General features: G+C 71.3%; 14 protein-coding genes. 10 read left to right on the top strand and 4 right to left on the bottom strand.

Annotated features, from left to right (window positions below):
* Positions 1 to 50 precede the first annotated feature (50 nt).
* The 4 genes from ACGF8A_RS21275 to ACGF8A_RS21260 all read left to right on the top strand — a co-directional run bounded on the left by ACGF8A_RS21275 (position 51) and on the right by ACGF8A_RS21260 (position 3253).
* The gene (locus ACGF8A_RS21275) at positions 51 to 539 is read left to right on the top strand and encodes a GNAT family N-acetyltransferase (protein ID WP_393110371.1); all 489 of its coding nucleotides are present in this window, start codon (positions 51 to 53) and stop codon (positions 537 to 539) included.
* 562 nt (positions 540 to 1101) lie between these two features.
* On the top strand, positions 1102 to 2517 hold the full coding sequence (locus ACGF8A_RS21270) for a DEAD/DEAH box helicase (RefSeq protein ID WP_393110369.1): 1416 nt from the start codon (positions 1102 to 1104) through the stop codon (positions 2515 to 2517).
* Between the two features lie 209 nt (positions 2518 to 2726).
* Positions 2727 to 2969 carry a DUF5302 domain-containing protein gene (locus tag ACGF8A_RS21265; RefSeq protein WP_393110367.1) on the top strand — a complete coding sequence of 81 codons (243 nt, stop codon included), beginning with the start codon at positions 2727 to 2729 and terminating at the stop codon, positions 2967 to 2969.
* 146 nt (positions 2970 to 3115) lie between these two features.
* Complete coding sequence (locus ACGF8A_RS21260) at positions 3116 to 3253, top strand: hypothetical protein (protein WP_393110365.1); 138 nt, start codon at positions 3116 to 3118, stop codon at positions 3251 to 3253.
* Positions 3254 to 3532: 279 nt separating this feature from the next.
* On the opposite strand, the gene ACGF8A_RS21255 is transcribed toward ACGF8A_RS21260, so the two are convergent.
* Positions 3533 to 5218, bottom strand: coding sequence for a ribonuclease J (locus ACGF8A_RS21255; RefSeq protein ID WP_393110363.1), 1686 nt, complete (start codon positions 5216 to 5218; stop codon positions 3533 to 3535).
* A 620-nt stretch (positions 5219 to 5838) separates the two neighbouring features.
* On the opposite strand from ACGF8A_RS21255, the gene ACGF8A_RS21250 reads away from it, so the two are divergent.
* From ACGF8A_RS21250 to ACGF8A_RS21235, 4 genes are all read left to right on the top strand, one after another.
* Complete coding sequence (locus ACGF8A_RS21250; RefSeq protein WP_014670069.1) at positions 5839 to 6042, top strand: cold-shock protein; 204 nt, start codon at positions 5839 to 5841, stop codon at positions 6040 to 6042.
* Between the two features lie 569 nt (positions 6043 to 6611).
* Entirely contained in the window at positions 6612 to 7910 is a 1299-nt protein-coding gene (pcaC, locus tag ACGF8A_RS21245; protein WP_393110361.1) for a 4-carboxymuconolactone decarboxylase, read from the top strand.
* A 46-nt stretch (positions 7911 to 7956) separates the two neighbouring features.
* Positions 7957 to 8589 (top strand): MBL fold metallo-hydrolase, encoded by a 633-nt coding sequence (locus tag ACGF8A_RS21240; RefSeq protein WP_393110359.1) that lies wholly within the window; start codon positions 7957 to 7959, stop codon positions 8587 to 8589.
* Positions 8590 to 8639: 50 nt separating this feature from the next.
* Positions 8640 to 9419 (top strand): exodeoxyribonuclease III, encoded by a 780-nt coding sequence (locus ACGF8A_RS21235; RefSeq protein WP_393110357.1) that lies wholly within the window; start codon positions 8640 to 8642, stop codon positions 9417 to 9419.
* Positions 9420 to 9441: 22 nt separating this feature from the next.
* On the opposite strand, the gene ACGF8A_RS21230 is transcribed toward ACGF8A_RS21235, so the two are convergent.
* The gene (locus tag ACGF8A_RS21230) at positions 9442 to 11250 is read right to left on the bottom strand and encodes a GDSL-type esterase/lipase family protein (protein ID WP_393110355.1); all 1809 of its coding nucleotides are present in this window, start codon (positions 11248 to 11250) and stop codon (positions 9442 to 9444) included.
* Positions 11251 to 11386: 136 nt separating this feature from the next.
* Here ACGF8A_RS21230 and ACGF8A_RS21225 point away from each other — a divergent pair, with 136 nt between their 5' ends.
* Positions 11387 to 11794 (top strand): DUF6278 family protein, encoded by a 408-nt coding sequence (locus ACGF8A_RS21225; protein ID WP_393110353.1) that lies wholly within the window; start codon positions 11387 to 11389, stop codon positions 11792 to 11794.
* 430 nt (positions 11795 to 12224) lie between these two features.
* Here the strand turns inward: ACGF8A_RS21225 and ACGF8A_RS21220 are convergent, their stop codons facing one another.
* A complete protein-coding gene (locus ACGF8A_RS21220; RefSeq protein ID WP_393110351.1) occupies positions 12225 to 13790 on the bottom strand; it encodes an alpha/beta fold hydrolase in 1566 nt (521 codons plus the stop codon).
* A 116-nt stretch (positions 13791 to 13906) separates the two neighbouring features.
* A complete protein-coding gene (locus tag ACGF8A_RS21215; RefSeq protein WP_393110349.1) occupies positions 13907 to 14665 on the bottom strand; it encodes a hypothetical protein in 759 nt (252 codons plus the stop codon).
* Positions 14666 to 14790: 125 nt separating this feature from the next.
* Between ACGF8A_RS21215 and ggt the strand changes: the two genes are divergently transcribed.
* Positions 14791 to 16599 (top strand): gamma-glutamyltransferase, encoded by a 1809-nt coding sequence (ggt, locus tag ACGF8A_RS21210; RefSeq protein ID WP_393110347.1) that lies wholly within the window; start codon positions 14791 to 14793, stop codon positions 16597 to 16599.
* Position 16600 lies beyond the last annotated feature (1 nt).

Genomic DNA, 16600 nt, shown 5'->3' with positions numbered 1-16600 from the left:
GCAGCCGACCCGCCGCACGGCGGCACGCTCCGGTGCGACATACTCTCCCGGTGAGTTCACGCATTTCCCCGATCGGCCAGCCGGTCACGATACGGAGGGCCGTTGCGCGGGATGCCAAACGGCTCACGCGGCTCGTGCGTGGCTCAGGCGCCTACGAGGGTAAGTACGCATCCGCAGTCGCGGGCTACCGGGTCGGTCCTGATTACATTGAGGCCCACCGCGCCTTTGTGGCCGTCGGCGCCGACGGGCAGGGAGACCGGGTCCTCGGGTTCTACTCCCTCGTCCTTGCTCCGCCGGAGCTCGACCTGCTGTTCGTTGCCGACGACGTGCAAGGACGGGGTATTGGACGGCTGCTCGTGGCGCACATGCAGTCCGAGGCCCGTGCCGCCGGGCTCGACCGTGTCATGGTCGTGTCGCATCTTCCCGCCGAGGACTTCTACCACCGTGTCGGCGCGGTGCGGACCGGGACCGCGTTTGCGAACCCGCCCGCCGTGCCGTGGGACCGTCCCGCATTCGAGTTCCGCATTCCCTCGGGATGACGCGGTGTGCCGGTTGGCGAGGCACCGGCTTCGCTGCGTGGTGGCCGGTCTGCAGGAGCCGCTGGACGCCGCGCGCACCGTGCGTGTGGTCTCCTCTGCCCCGGCGCCGTGATCGCCTGCGCCAGCGGTCTGCCGCGATGCCCTCGGCGGGGTGTTCTTCCAGGGCTCGCAGGAGTAGTTCCCGGACCGTCACAGGGGTCGTGACCTCGCCCGGTGACGCGAGCATCAGCCGATGGTCCGGGAACTCCTCGGGCAGTGAACGGCAATGCCGGTCCTCCCGGTCGGCCACGGGAGCCGGATCCCGTGCTCGATGCGTGGCTCGACAGCCCCCCGTGGGGCGGGGCCGTTCTTCAAGGGGAACGGTTGTTCCAGGCCGACCCGCTGCCGGCACCCGCACACAGGGGCAATCGGTATCAGTGGCGCGAGGTTATGCCGTGTGCTAGTGTCACGCGTTTGCGTGGTCGTCGCGGTGGGCGATTCCGTCTGTTCCGTCCGGCTCGTGCGTGGGCTGTTCAAACCTGCCGGGCCTTCCTCGGTACGTTCCCTTGCGGAAGGCTGTTCCATGAAGCACCCCAATGGCTCCGGCATCGCCCACGGCAGTCCCGCCCAGCCTGGGACAACGACCCCGGCGCTGCTCCCGGCCGTCACCTTCGCCGGTCTGGAACTGCCGACGGAGGTGCTGCGGACACTGAGCGAACTCGGGGTGCGCGAACCCTTTCCGATCCAGGCAGCCACACTGCCCGATGCCCTGGAGGGGCGCGACATCCTGGGACGCGGGCGCACCGGATCAGGCAAGACGCTCGCCTTCGGCCTGCCGCTACTCGCACGGACGGCCGGGCGGCGCGCGGAACCGAAGCAGCCCCTTGCTCTGATCCTGGTGCCTACCCGGGAGCTGGCCCAACAGGTCACCCAGGCGCTGGCGCCGTACGCCGAGGCACTGCGGCTGCGGATCGCCGCGGTCGTCGGCGGAACGTCGATCGGTCGGCAGGTCGCCGCGCTGCGCCAGGGAGCCGAGGTGGTCGTCGCCACCCCCGGACGCCTGCACGACCTGATCGAGCGCAACGCCTGCCGCCTGGGACGGGTGAGAATCACCGTGCTGGACGAGGCCGACCAGATGTGCGACCTGGGATTCCTGCCGCAGGTTGCCGACGTGCTCGAACAGGTGCACGCCGACGGTCAGCGGATGCTCTTCTCGGCCACTCTCGATCGCGACGTCGATCAACTGGTCCGCCGCTACCTCCACGACCCCATCGTCCACTCGGTCGACCCGGCCGTGGGCACCGTCACGACGATGGAGCACCACGTGCTGGTCGTCCACGGCCCTGACCGCTACGCCGTCATCACGGAGATCGCGGCCCGCGACGGCCGCGTACTGCTGTTCCTCGACACCAAGCACGCCGTCGACCAGCTCACCCGGCATCTGCGGGTCAGCGGGGTGCACGCCGGGGCCCTGCACAGCGGCAAGTCCCAGCCACAGCGCACACGGACTCTGGCGCAGTTCAAGAACGGCCAGATCACCGCTCTGGTGGCGACCGATGTCGCGGCCCGTGGCCTGCACGTCGACGACCTCGATCTCGTGGTCAACGTCGACCCGCCCACCGATGCCAAGGACTATGTGCACCGGGCGGGCCGCACCGCCCGCGCCGGTGAGTCCGGCAGCGTGGTCACGCTCGTGCCGGCGGGCCGGCGCCGTGAGACGAGCCGCATGATGGCCGGGGCCGGCATCGAGCCGACCGTCACCAAGGTGCGCTCGGGCGAGGCGGAGCTGAGCCGGATCACCGGCGCCAAGACTCCCTCCGGGATCCCGCTCGACGGCGAGCCCGCCGCCCCCCGGCCCAAGAACACCAACGCTGCCTTCCGCGGCCTCGGCACCAGCAAGGGCACCTCCCGCGGCGCCGGCGGCAAGTCCCGGAAGGCGGGCGAGGCCCGCAAGCTCGCCGAGGCCCGCAGGGCCGCCCTCGTGCGTCGCAACGGCTGAGAGTCGTTGCCTTGGCAGCCTGGCCACGGGATCGACAACCCTCGGGCCCGGCCCGAAGCCGTCCTGTGCGCCTCACCTACGAAGTCAACGCCTGTGGCCGCGAGAGGGATGCCCGCCGAAACGGCCCAGGATGATGTTGCCGGCGCCTCGAACTGCGCCCAGCATGACAAGCTGTGCTTGCCCACCCCCCCCGAACCCAGGAGGTCACCATGACCGCAGAGCCCGTATCTACGGAAGGTTCGGAGCCGGCTGCCCCCGGGACGTCCCCTCTGGAGCCGGACAGCGACGGCAACTACGACCTCAAGCGCAAGTTCCGCGAAGCCCTGGCGCGCAAGCGCGGTGCGCAGGCGGATGCCGCTGATGTTGCCGCCAAGTCCTATGCATCGAAGGTGCGTTCGGCACACGGCCCGGCTGCGAGTCAGCGGTCGTTCAGGCGCAAGAGCGGCGGCTGAGTCGATGAGTCCCGCGATCTGACCGCTTCACCGGCACTCGCGCAGTCGACTCAACCATCCCGTGCTGTGGCCCGCGACGTGCGTATGCCCGTGCGCGCGTCGCGGGCGGGGCGTAGCCGGAGGACTCGCCTGGGGGAATGGCCCAGATGCGGTTGGCTCGGGTCGGTGGCGCCGCCGAACTGGACGTCCTGCTGCGGCTGAACGACGCACAGACGGTCGCGCTCCGGGCAGCGGTCGCCTCCGTGCCCAGCCACGACGTGCGGGTGCCGACCTGCCCCGGTTGAACGCTGTCCGATCTGGTGCGACACCTGAGCGGGGTGCATGGCCGCCATGTCACGGGTTCCTCCCGCGCTTCGGCCGCGAGTTTGCGCAGGCGGCCCTGGAGCGCGGCGACAGGGCCGTCGCCCGCAACACCGACTCCCTCGCGGACCTGCCGGCCGCTCACGGCGAGGCGATCCGCCTCGTCGAGCCCGGCGGCTTCGCCACCGTCCGGTCCGGGCGTGCCCGACCTCGATGCTCGCGGGGCCGCCACCGGAACCGCGGACGTGCTGCCGGGCCGCGGCTCAGGCGTCGATGATGACGGGGATGATGAGGGGCTTGCGGCGGTGGGTGCGGAACGCCCAGTTCGCCACGGCGCGGGCGACGAGTTGTTCGAGTTGGCGGGCGTCCCCGACGCCTTCCTCAGCTGCGGTGGCCAGGGTCTTCTCGATGACGGGGATGACCGGCTCGAAGGTGGCGTCGTCGTGGACGAAGCCCCGGGCCAGGAAGTCGGGGGCCTCGGCGAGTGCGCCGGTGTCCGCGTCGACGATCGCCACCACCGTGACCACGCCTTCGGCGGCGAGGGTGAGGCGGTCCTTGAGGGACGCTTCGGTCGCGCCGCCGACCTCCATGCCGTCCACGTAGACGTTGCCGGCGGGGACCTTGCCGGTGATGGATGCGCGCCCGTCGACCAGATCGACGACGACGCCGTCCTCGGCGATGACGACCCGGTCGGGGTCGACACCTGTACGGATGGCGAGGTCGCCGTTGGCCCGCAGATGGCGCCATTCGCCGTGCACGGGCATGACGTTGCGGGGCTTGACGATGTTGTAGCAGTAGACGAGTTCGCCTGCGCTGGCGTGTCCGGAGACGTGCACCTTGGCGTTGCCCTTGTGGACCACGTGGGCGCCCCACCGGGTGAGTCCGTTGATCACCCGGTAGATGGCGTTCTCGTTGCCGGGGATGAGGGAGCTGGCGAGCAGGACGGTGTCGTCCTTGCCGATGCGGATCATGTGGTCGCGGTTGGCCATCCGTGACAGCGCGGCCATCGGTTCGCCCTGGGAGCCGGTGCACACCAGAGCGATCTTGTGATCCGGAAGCTTCTCCAACTCCTTCGTGCTCACGACCAGACCGGAGGGGACCTTCAGATAGCCCAGGTCACGGGCGATGCCCATGTTGCGGACCATCGACCGGCCGACGAAGGCGACCTTACGGCCGTGCTGGTGGGCGGCGTCCAGGACCTGCTGGATGCGGTGCACGTGGCTGGCGAAGCTGGAGACGATGACCCGGCGCGGCGCGGTGCGCATCACCTGCTCGATCGCCGGGTTCAGCTCTCGCTCGGAGGTGGTGAAGCCGGGTACTTCGGCGTTGGTGGAGTCGGTGAGGAACAGGTCCACGCCCTCCTCGCCGAGGCGGGCGAAGGCGCGCAGATCGGTGATGCGGTCGTCGAGAGGGAACTGGTCCATCTTGAAGTCGCCGGTGTGCAGCACCATCCCGGCCCGGGTGCGGATCGCGACCGCGAGGCTGTCGGGGATGGAGTGGTTGACCGCCACGAACTCGCAGTCGAAGGGCCCGAAGCCACGCCGGTCGCCCTCCCGCACCCGCACCGTGCGCGGCCGGATGCCGTGTTCCTTGAGCTTGGCCTCCAGGAACGCCAGCGTCAGCTTGGAGCCGACGACGGGAAGGTCGGACCGCTCGCGCAGCAGGTACGGCACGCCGCCGATGTGGTCCTCGTGGCCGTGGGTGAGGACCACGGCCACGATGTCGTCCAGCCGGTCGCGGATCGAGGTGAAGTCCGGCAGGATCACGTCCACGCCGGGCTGGGTCTCCTCGGGGAACAGTACGCCGCAGTCGACGATGAGCAGCTTGCCCGCGTGCTCGAAGACGGTCATGTTGCGGCCGATCTCACCCAGGCCACCCAGGGCGATGACCCGCAGCCCTCCTTCAGGAAGGGGCGGGGCGGCTTTCAGCTCGGGGTGCGGATGACTCATACCCTGACGGTACCCGGAGAGCGGGACAGGGTGATCCATTGCCTGTGCGATCTGCTCTCCCGACTGAGCGGGGCACCCGCAGCGTGCCTCGGCACGATCGGATCACGCCGGCGACCGGGGACAGGGAGCGGTGAAAGCGGTACCACCTTCCGTGGCCGAACCGTTCGCCCGGTGCTGGAGAAGATCTCGTGCACCCTGTCGTGCTTTTGCGACGTGCGCTGCCTCCCGGCGGGCCTCGACACTGGTCCACTCGCAGCAGTCGAGACTCGGGTGGCTTCGGCGCGCATGACCGGTGGGGTCCACCCGGAGAACAGCCGGCGGCGGGGAGAGGTCATGCCTCGCCGCAGCCTTGTGCGGAAGAGGGCGTGAATCTGCTTGATCACCATCGGCCGAGCCTCACGGGCGATCCAGCCCTTCGTTCCGGGCCGGATGCCGGCGCGTTTTCGCTGGCGGCTTCCGTCATGCCGTTATAGCGTTGTGATCAGCAGTCGTGGTTCCGAAGTTCCGTTCGCCCGTGATCGCCTCACGGGCGTTCTTGCTGTTCAGCGCCTCTCCGGACCAGGGCGATCACCTCCCGGTCGCGCAGGGTGCGTGCCCGGTTTCCCTCAAAGGAGACAGTCATGGCCAAGGGCACAGTGAAGTGGTTCAACAGCGAGAAGGGCTTCGGCTTCATCGAGCAGGAGGGCGGCGGCCCCGACGTCTTCGCCCACTACTCCAACATCGCCAGCCAGGGCTACCGCGAGCTGCAGGAGGGCCAGAAGGTCGAGTTCGACGTCACGCAGGGCCAGAAGGGCCCGCAGGCGGAGAACATCCGCCCCGCCTGATCGCGCCCCGGTAAGGGGGGCTCGGCATCCCGGCTTCGGGATGCCGAGCCCTTACCGTCGCGCGACGGTTCATCTGACTACGGGGGCGGCCGGGCGCTGGCCTGGGACGGGCAAAAGGGACACCCGTTGTTTGACACTCAGGTGTCCCGACGCATCAGTACGGCCCCCTTGGTCGCTGACGACGCCGTCTACATCGCCGCATTCGACCCAGGGCGGCTTGTGGGAAAAGAACGCCGGCGGCTTTGAGGATCTCGTTCGCCCGCCTCAACTCGGGCACTTCTTCACGCAGTTGCCGGAGCTCGTCCTGTTCGGCGGTGGTCAGCCGATCGTCGCGTTCGCCGCGGTCGGCCTCGGCCTGGCGGACCCAGCCGCGCAGGGCCTCTTGTGGATGCCCAGGTCCTTCGCGACGTGGGCGATCGGCCGACCGGTGGCACGGACCTCGCGGATCACGCGCTCGCGGAGCTCATCAGGGTATTCACGGTTGTCGGGCGTGCCGCGCCGCGAGGGTCACGAGCCGCCGGGTTCACCTGGCCGTGTGAGATTTTGTGAGACGTGAGAGGGTCTGGGGCGTGAGTGAGACACCGTCGAACACCCTGCAATACCGCTTTGACGGGCCAGAAGAGGCTCCCGTCCTGATCTTGGGTCCCTCCCTGGGTACCACATGGCACATGTGGGACCGGCAGGTCCCGGAGCTGATGAAGCAGTGGCGCGTCTTCCGGTTCGACCTGCCCGGGCACGGCGGCGCCCCCGCCCACCCCGCGGGCTCCGTCGGCGATCTCACCGCCCGGCTGCTCGCCACCCTCGACAGTCTGGGCGTGCACCGCTTCGGCTACGCGGGCTGCGCCCTCGGCGGCGCGGTCGGCGTCGAGCTGGCCCTGCGCCACCCCCAGCGGCTCGCCTCGCTCGCGCTGATCGCCACCTCGCCCCGCTTCGGCACCGCCGACGAGTTCCGCCGGCGCGGTGTGATCGTACGGTCGAACGGGCTCGACCCGATCGCCCGCAGCGCGCCCGACCGCTGGTTCACGGGCGGCTTCGCCGCCGCCCAGCCCGCGATCACCGAGTGGGCCGTGCAGATGGTGCGCACCACCGACCCCGGCTGCTACATCGCCGACTGCGAGGCTCTCGCCACCTTCGACGTACGGCACGAACTCGGCCGGGTCGGCGTGCCCACGCTGGTCCTGGTCGGCTCGGAGGACCAGGTCACCGGCCCCGCCGAGGCCCGCACCCTGGTCGCCGGGATTCCTGACGCCCGCCTGGCCGTCGTACCCGGAGCCTCGCACCTGGTGCCCGTCGAGCAGCCGGCCGCCGTCACGGACCTGCTGGTCACACACTTCTCCACCGCCTGGCAGCCCGCGTTCGACGCCACCGGCCAGATGGCCATCCAGGCGGCCCCGGTCAAACCGGTCCTGGCCGCTCCGCCGCCCCCGCAGGCCACGCCCGTCGCCGAGATCGCGCCGCCCGTCGCCGACCCGCAGGCGGACGGGCGGCCGGACCCCTACGACGCCGGGATCAAGGTGCGGCGCGAGGTGCTCGGCGACGCGCACGTGGACAGGGCGCTGGCGCAGGCCGACGAGTTCTCCGGCGACTTCCAGGACTTCGTGACCCGCTACGCCTGGGGCGAGGTCTGGGACCGGCCGGGCCTGGACCGCCGTACCCGCAGCTGCATCACCCTCACCGCCCTGATCGCAGGCGGTCACCTGGACGAGCTCGCCTTCCACACCCGCGCCGCCCTGCGCAACGGCCTCACACCGGCCGAGATCAGGGAGGTGCTGCTCCAGGCGGCCGTCTACTGCGGCGTGCCGGCGGCGAACAGCGCGTTCAAGGTCGCCCAGCAGGTCATCCGGGAGGAGACCACGCCCCACGAGTGAGCCCCGCCACGAGCATCCGCCGCACACCCCGGGCAGGATGGACCGCATGAAGCTCACCAAGAAGACGCACGCCTGCGTCCGTCTGGAGAAGGACGGCCGGACGCTCGTCCTCGACCCGGGCGGGTTCAGCGAGACGGACGCCGCGGCGGGCGCCGAGGCGATCCTCGTCACACACGAGCACGCCGACCACTTCGACGAGGAGCGGCTGCGCACGGCCCTGGAGGGCAACCCGGCCGCCGAGATCTGGACGCTGAAGTCCGTCGCGGACAAGATCTCGGCGGCGTTCCCGGGCCGCGTGCACACCGTCGGCCACGGCGACACGTTCACCGCCGCGGGCTTCGACGTCCAGGTGCACGGCGAGCTGCACGCCGTGATCCACCCGGACATCCCGCGCATCACCAACGTCGGCTACCTGGTCGACGGCGGCGTCTTCCACCCCGGCGACGCCCTCACCGTGCCCGGCCACCCGGTGGAGACGCTGCTGCTGCCGGTCATGGCCCCCTGGAGCAAGATCTCCGAGGTGATCGACTACGTCCGTGAGGTCGAGCCGCGGCGGGCGTACGACGTCCACGACGCCCTGCTCACCGACCTGGCCCGCCCGATCTACGACCGGCAGATCGGCGCCCTCGGCGGCTCCGAACACCTGCGGCTGACGCCGGGCGAGTCCGCCCAGCTGTGACGGCGGGCGGGCGGGACGCGTTGTCGGACCCGCCCGGTAGGTTGTGAGACATGCGCATCGCGACCTGGAACGTGAACTCGATCACCGCCCGTCTGCCCCGCCTGCTGGCCTGGCTGGAGAACAGCGGCACGGACGTGCTGTGCCTGCAGGAGGCCAAGGTCGCCGAGGAGCAGTTCCCGTACGACCAGCTCCGTGACCTGGGCTACGAGGCCGCGGTGCACGCCACCGGCCGGTGGAACGGCGTGGCGGTGCTCTCCCGGCTCGGCATCGCGGACGTGGTCAGGGGCCTGCCCGGCGACACCGGGTACGACGGTGCGACGGAGCCCCGCGCCATCGCGGCGACCTGCGGCCCGGTCCGCGTCTGGTCGGTCTACGTGCCGAACGGACGTGAGGTCGACCACGCCCACTACGCCTACAAGCTCCAGTGGCTCGAGGCGCTGAAGGCGACCGTCGCAGGCGACGCGGGCGGCACCCGCCCCTTCGCGGTGCTCGGCGACTTCAACGTGGCGCCGACGGACGACGACGTCTACGACGTGGCCGCCTTCGAGGGCCTGACCCACGTCACCCCCGCCGAGCGCGCCGCGCTCGCCTCCCTGCGCGAGACGGGCCTGTCCGACGTCGTCCCGCGCCCCCTGAAGTACGACCGCCCGTACACGTACTGGGACTACCGCCAGCTCTGCTTCCCCAAGAACCGCGGTATGCGGATCGACCTGGTCTACGGCAACAAGCCGTTCGCGAACGCGGTCAAGGACGCCTACGTGGACCGCGAGGAGCGCAAGGGCAAGGGCGCCTCGGACCACGCGCCCGTGGTGGTAGACCTGGAGGTCTAGCGCCGCCCGCCGGGCGGGTGCGTCACAGCAGTGTCAGATCCACCGACTCGGCCATCGCCGCCAGCCCCGCGTCGCCCGGATGCAGGTGGTCGCCGCTGTCGTACGCCGGCAGCATCCGCGACGGCTGCGCCGGGTCCCGTACCGCGGCGTCGAAGTCGAGCACGCCGTCGAAGACGTCGTTCTGCCGGATCCAGGCGTTCGCCGCGGTCCGCTCGGTCTCCAGGGCGGCGGTGCAGCGGGGTTCGCCGCCGCACGGCAGGAGGGTGGCCACCAGCACCCGCAGCCCGCGCGCGTGCGCCCGGTCGGCGATCTCCTCCAGCCCCGCTGTCAGCGTCCGCGCGCTCCGGCCCGCCAGCAGGTCGTTGATGCCCTCCAGGACGATCGCCGCGCGCACCGAGGTCTGGGCGTGCACGTCCCGGTCCAGCCGGTGCAGCGCGCTCACCCCGGCCGAGTCCGTGGAGACCCCGTCGCCGGGATAGCGGTCGGCGATCACGCTGTTGCCCGCGATGCCCTGGTTGAGCACGCCGTACCGCGGCACCGCGCTCTGCGCCCGCAGCCGCCCCGCCAGCACGTCGGGCCAGCGCCGGTTGGCGTCCACGGTCGACCTGTCGCCGTCGGTGATCGAGTCGCCGATCACCACCACCGACCCCGGACCGCCGGCCACGTCCACACCGGTCAGCAGCGGCCAGTTCGTCAGGACGCCGGTGTACGCGGTGGCCGCGCCGTCGGCGGTGTGGTCACCGGGTTCGCTCAGGTACGACCGCTGCTGTGCGAGGCGGTGCACGGGCGCCGCCGCGACCGGGCCGGGCAGATGGAAGCTGACCAGCAGATCGGCACCGGCGGGCACGTCGGAGGCGAGCGGATCGCTGTACGCCTGTGCCCCTGCCGGAATCTCGGCGTCCGCCGCCCCGCCGAAGGTCAGCCGCACCGGCGTCGCCTGGGCCGCGGCGCCCGTCTCCTGCACGGCCACCGTCGCGGCGCCGATCCGTACCGGCGCCGCGGCGAAGGTGTTGTCGAACCGCAGCCGCACCCCGGGCCCGCCCACCGACGTGTGGACCACCAGCCGCAGCGTTCGGTCGGTCCACGGGCCCACGGCCGGATAGCCGGAGGTCGCCGCGGCCCAGGCGCCCGTCCAGCCGGTCGTGGCGGCGCGCACCGACAGGGCGAAGACATGCAGGTCGGGGGCGAGGGGCAGCTGCACCGAGGCGACGGACCGTGCCGCGTCGGCCGGCACGGTCACGACGTACAGCCGCGCCTTCTCGGCGAGCGGGCCGGAGGGCGTGTTCACGTGCGGCAGCGCCACCGCCTTGGTGGCGAGCGCGCCGCGCCGCCAGTCGGGGGCGGTGAGCGCGTAGGAGGAGACAGTGCCGTCGGCGTAGGTGACCGTGCCGGAGGCGGTGAGGTCGGCGCCTGACGTGCTCGCGACCAGGAACGCGAGTGCGTCGCCCTGGCCGGCCACTGCCACGCTCTGGCCGTTCGCCCGCACGTTGTCGGGCAGGCCCGCGACCCGGTCCGGCCAGGTCAGTGTGGCGCCCTGGACGGTGAGCGCCCGGCCCGGGGTCCAGCCGGCGGCCGTGAGGTCCTCGGCGGACAGGGAGGCTCCCGCGCCGTCGAAGTCGGCCGCGGCGGGGTTGCCGGCGTCGCTCACGGCGGTGTTGTCGAACAGCCGCTCCAGCGGCAGCGGCGCCGCCCGGTCGTCGTGCTCGGCCTGCGCCGACGCCACCGGAAGCACGGAGGCGATCAGTACGAGGACGACCGCGAACCCCCGGACACCTCGGCGTACCGAGCGACCCTCCTGCTCTGCGCCGCGACGGGACATGGGTGAAGCCATGATCCTGAAGCTAGGGAGAGGGCGGTGGTGGGTCAACGGACCGTGCGCGAACACGGTGTGAAACCGCCCGGACGACCGGATACGGCCGTCCGCGCGCCTGTGGTGCGCACGCGGGTGCGAATGACAGGCTGGAGGTATGAACATCCCTTTCCTGGGCCACCGACGCCGGAGGCCCGGGGTCTTCGACCCCGAGGGCATCGCCGAACTCCTGGCCGAGTGCGAGCTCCTCCGTTCCCAGGCGGGCCGGGTGGGCGTCCAACTCGACGACACCGTGGACTCGTTGGAGGCGCTCGACCAGCTGCTGCCGCGCTGGCGGGACGACGAGGAGATCCTGCCCTGGCTGGGCAACGACGCCGGTCTGTACCTGGGCACGGTGATCGTGCGCACGGTCCCCGGCGCGGCCTGGGAGATCTGGCCGGACGGTCAGCCGGTGGTGCGGCTCGATTCCGGGCGGGAGTTCGATGTCGTGGCGGCGGGCCAGGAGTGGGCCGCCAGCGGTGTGCCCGAGCTCTCCCAGCTGTACGCGGAGGTCGCCGAGTCCTGAGCCGGATGGGGCAATCGCTGGCAAATGCGGTAAATACGGCTAATGCCCGAGAGGGCGTGTCGGGTGTCAACTCCTCGCCCGCCTGGATACTTTGCGGCAGCCACGACACGGCCGAGAGTTGAGTGGGGGAGAGCATGGCCGTCGATCCGCCCAGCGAGCGTGTGCCCCGCGCCTTGTCCGCGTTCACCGTGTGCGAACGCCATCGAACGCGGCCTTTCGAAGGCCGCGATCGCGCCCGGCGTGTGCGGGGGGCCCTTCACCCCGTACTGCCTCGCGCCCCGGGTCCCGCGGCTCATGGCCGGCAGACTCGTCGCGCCCCGGTCTCGACTACGATGTGCCGTTCAGCCCCGTGATGGGTGCTCCCCCCGCGGTCGTTCGGCCGCAGGGGCAGCGGCACCCCGAGCCAGGCCCGTCCGGCAGCGGCCGGAGATCACTGCTCGCGCAGCGGAATCGACACGTACGACGGGTCGTTCGCCGGTGAGGAGAAGGTCAGCCGCGCGCCGGACGGGTTGTGCTCGATGTAGAGCGGGTCGACCGTGTCGACGACCAGGGCGAGCCGGTGCCCTGCCGGGACGTCGTAGGCCGTGGAGAACAGCTCCAGGTCGACGCCGAAGGGCTTTCCGGGCGTGCGCCCGTGGAAGGTGTACGGCGCGTGGCTGACCAGCTTGCCGAGGCCGAGCGGGCCCACGTCGTAGAGGTGGGCGACGAGGGTTCCGCTCCCCTCGGTCGCAGTGAGGGTCGTGTGCAGCTTCGCCGTGCCCCGCACTCGCTGGGGGGTGGCGTACTTCCCGGACTGCCACACGGCGGCCCAGCGGCGTGGCAGCAGGGGGATCGAGGCCGTCGGGGGCAACTGGGCGATCTGGTCGAGGATGCTGGACAGGAGGACGACTCCGCCGTCCGCTCCCGAGTTGACGTTCGTTCGGATCGTGGCCGAGCCGGCGAGGTCGATCTTCCGGCTGGTCGCGGCGACCGACTTCCAGTCCGGGTAGCCCTCGTAGCCGCCGCCCGTACGGGCCTTGAGGCGGACCGGCTGCTCGCGGTCGACGCCGTTGTCCACGCCCCGGAGGTGGTGGTCGAACCAGCGCTCGGTGTCGGTCCACACGTCGTTGGGCAGGCCCAGCAGTCCGGTGGCCTCCGCGGTCGCGTGGTCGCCGGGGCGCAGGGCGAGTCTCTTGGGGACGGTGAGCTTCTCGTAGAAGTCCGCGTATTGGTTGGGCGGGAAGATGGTGTCTCCCCAGGCGTTGGCCAGCATGATCGCGGCGCCGTTGTCGTTGATCCGGTTGAAGAAGGCGGCAGGGGAACGTTTCTTCCCCCAGGCGATCAGCTCCGGCTCCTTCTCCAGGTTGGAGGCGAAGAAGTCGTCGAACACCTGCTGGAGTTCGGCGCTGGGCCGCCCGGTGATCTGCCCGGTGCCCCGCAGCAGGGCGGCGGCCTGGGAGTGCTGGGTGCGGCCGGAGTAGATCGAGCCGATCAGGTCGGCCCAGCCGCTGAGCGCGGCGACGGCCCTGATCCGCTTGTCGTGCGCGGCGGCGAGCAGGCTGATGCCGGCGCCGTAGGAGACGCCCGCCATGCCGATCCGCCCGGCGTCGGAGGGGGTGTGGGCGAGCGCCCAGTCGATGACCTTGGACGCGTCGGCCATGTCGGGCGGCCCGGCGACCTCTATGTGGCCGCCGGACTGCCAGAAGCCGCGGGTGTTGTACGTGACGACGACGTAGCCCGCGTCGGCGAGCTTGTGGGCCTGTGCGAGGTACTCGATCTGCGGCGTGGCCCAGCTCGTCGGCAGCACCAGCAGCGGGTGGCGGCCGGAGCCGGCGCCCGCGGGCGTGACGACGTTCGCTTTCAGGATCGTGCCGCCGTCGCCGGTGATGTCGACGAAGCGGACGTTGTTCGGGGCCGCCTGGGCGGCGGGGGCGAGCCCGAGGGCGCTTCCGGCGACCAGGGTCGCGGAGACGGCGCCCACGGCAGTCGTACGCAGGGCCTTGCGATGGAGTCCCATGGGTCACTCCTCACTCGTCCAAGTGCAAAGTGACCCGACGGTAACCTCAGCTGCTTACCGCAGGTAACCCGTCGGTAAGTTACGTGAAAGTAACAATCATTGAAACGCGCAGCACCCTACGACGCGCGATGCGAGGCACGGGAAGAGGTGGCCGCGGGAGCCGGCGCCTGGGCCGCCCGGGTCACGTCCGCGACCAGCTCGACCACGTCCGGGCCGTAGGCCTGCGAGTTCACCACCTTCAGCAGCAGCACGAAGGTGTGGTTGCCGTGCTTGCGGGCCAGGCGCTCGTGGTTGCGGGCGAGATAGCGGGTGGCGGCCTGGTTGGTGATCGCGGTCTGGCCGCAGAAGAGGAAGACGGGCCGCGTGCCCGGGGCCTGATCCACGGTCAGCCGGGCGAGGAGCACGTGCTCCTCCCTGCCGGGCTCCACGCGGTACCGCTCGGAGCCGATCTGGAAGGCGCCGCGGTCCGGTCCGGGCTCGGCGTCGACGTTCACCCGCACACCGGGCAGCAGGGACGCGAGGTGCGCCGCCATACGGCGGTTGGACGCCGGGCCGCCCACACAGAACTCCGTGCGCTCGCCGAAGCCCTGGCGTGCCGTGTCGTGCGGGACGATCTGGGCGTAGGCGTTGCAGTCCTTGATCAGCGCGGCCAGCTCGAGGAGCGCGAACACGTCGAAGCGCATCACCGACAACTCCGGCCCGCCCGCGCCGCGGTTCACCACCAGCAGCGACTCCGAGTTGTCGGGCAGCCCGAAGAACGCCTGCTTGCGGCGGAGTCTGCGCTTCCAGAGATAGGTGCGGGCCAGCCAGCCGATCGCGGCGCTGAGGCCGGCGGCGATCACGCCGAGGACGATGTTGCGCACGTCGTCAGTCATGGGCGCGCATGGTAGCGGGCGCGGGGAAACCGTGTTCGAGTGGTGGGGGAGGGGCATGCGCGCGCTCCTGACGCGGGCATGCCCATGAATTAGGCTGCGCGGACGGTCCCTGACTGGAGGTGCGGATGCGTCGCCCTGTCGTGCGGAAGCTGTCGGTTCTGGCGGTGTCGGCCGCCGTGGTGTCGGTGGGGGCCGCGGCGCCCCCGGCTCCCCGGACGGCACCGGTGGAGAAGGTCCCCGTCGCCGTCGGTCACGGCGGCGCGGTGTCGAGCGTCGACGCGGACGCCTCCGCCGCCGGCATCGAGGTACTGAGAAAGGGCGGCAACGCCGTCGACGCGGCCGTGGCCACCGCCGCCGCCCTGGGCGTCACCGAGCCCTACTCCGCCGGTCTGGGCGGAGGCGGCTACTTCGTCTTCTACGACGCCAAGTCCCGTACCGTGCACACGATCGACGGTCGCGAGACGGCACCGCTGAGTGCCGACGAGAACCTCTTCGTGGAGAACGGCAAGCCCGTCCCCTTCGCCGAGGCCGTCACGAGCGGACTGGGCGTCGGCACCCCCGGCACCCCCGCGACCTGGGGGACGGCGCTGCGGAGCTGGGGCAGCAAACCGCTGCGCACCCTCCTGGAGCCCGCCGAACGGCTGGCCCGCGACGGCTTCACCGTCGACGCCACCTTCCGCGCCCAGACCGCGTCCAACGAAGCCCGGTTCCGGAACTTCCCGGACACCGCGAAGCTCTTCCTGCCCGGCGGCGAACTGCCCGTCGTCGGCTCCACCCTCACCAACGGCGACCTGGCCGCCACCTACGAGGAACTGGGCCGCAAGGGCGTCGGCGCGCTGTACCGGGGCAAGCTGGCCAAGGACATCGTCGACACCGTCAACGAACCCCCGGTGGACCCCGACTCGGGCTACCACGCCCGCCCCGGAGACCTGTCGCTGAAGGACCTGGCCGCCTACCGCACGAAGAAGCAGGCGCCCTCCCGGATCACGTACCGGGGCCTTGAGGTCTACTCGATGGCGCCCTCCTCCTCGGGCGGTACCACCGTCGGCGAGGCGCTCAACATGCTGGAGCTGACCGACCTGTCGAGGAAGCGGACGAGCGAGGCCCAGTATCTGCACCGCCTCATCGAGGCGAGCCGGATCGCCTTCGCCGACCGGGGGCGCTGGGTCGGCGACCCCGCCTTCGAGGACGTGCCGGCCAGGGAGTTGCTCTCGCAGCGCTACGCCGACTCGCGCGCCTGTCTGATCAAGGACGACGCGGTGCTGACCAGCCCGGTCGCGCCGGGCGACCCGCGCAATCCGGCGGCCTGCGCCACGGGTGGCACGGCCGCGCCGACGACCTACGAGGGCGACAGCACCACCCACCTCACCACGGCGGACCGGTGGGGCAACGTCGTCTCCTACACGCTCACCATCGAGCAGACCGGCGGCAGCGGCATCACCGTCCCGGGCCGCGGCTTCCTGCTCAACAACGAGCTGACGGACTTCTCCTTCACCCCCGCCAACCCGGCGGTGCACGACCCCAATCTGCCCGGTCCCGGCAAGCGGCCGCGCTCGTCGATGTCGCCGACGATCGTGCTGGACGGGCACGGCAGGCCGGTCGTCGCGCTCGGCTCGCCCGGCGGCGCCACCATCATCACCACCGTGCTGCAGACACTGACCGGGTTCCTCGACCGGGGGCTGCCGCTGGTCGACGCGATCGCCGCGCCCCGGGCCAGTCAGCGCAACGCCGCGCAGACCGAGCTGGAGCCCGGTTTGTACGACGACAGCGCGCTGCGCAAGCGGTTGCAGGACATCGGCCACTCCTTCCGCCCCAACCCGGAGATCGGCGCGACCACGGGCGTGCAGCGGCTGCCGAACGGCAAGTGGCTGGCCGCGGCCGAGACCACCCGGCGCGGCGGCGGGTCCGCGATGGTGGTGCGGCCGGTGCGGTGAG

It is taken from the genome of Streptomyces sp. NPDC047706, assembly GCF_043204795.1.
Classification (GTDB): Bacteria; Actinomycetota; Actinomycetes; order Streptomycetales; family Streptomycetaceae; genus Streptomyces.
This window is presented reverse-complemented; position numbering and strand designations above follow the sequence as displayed.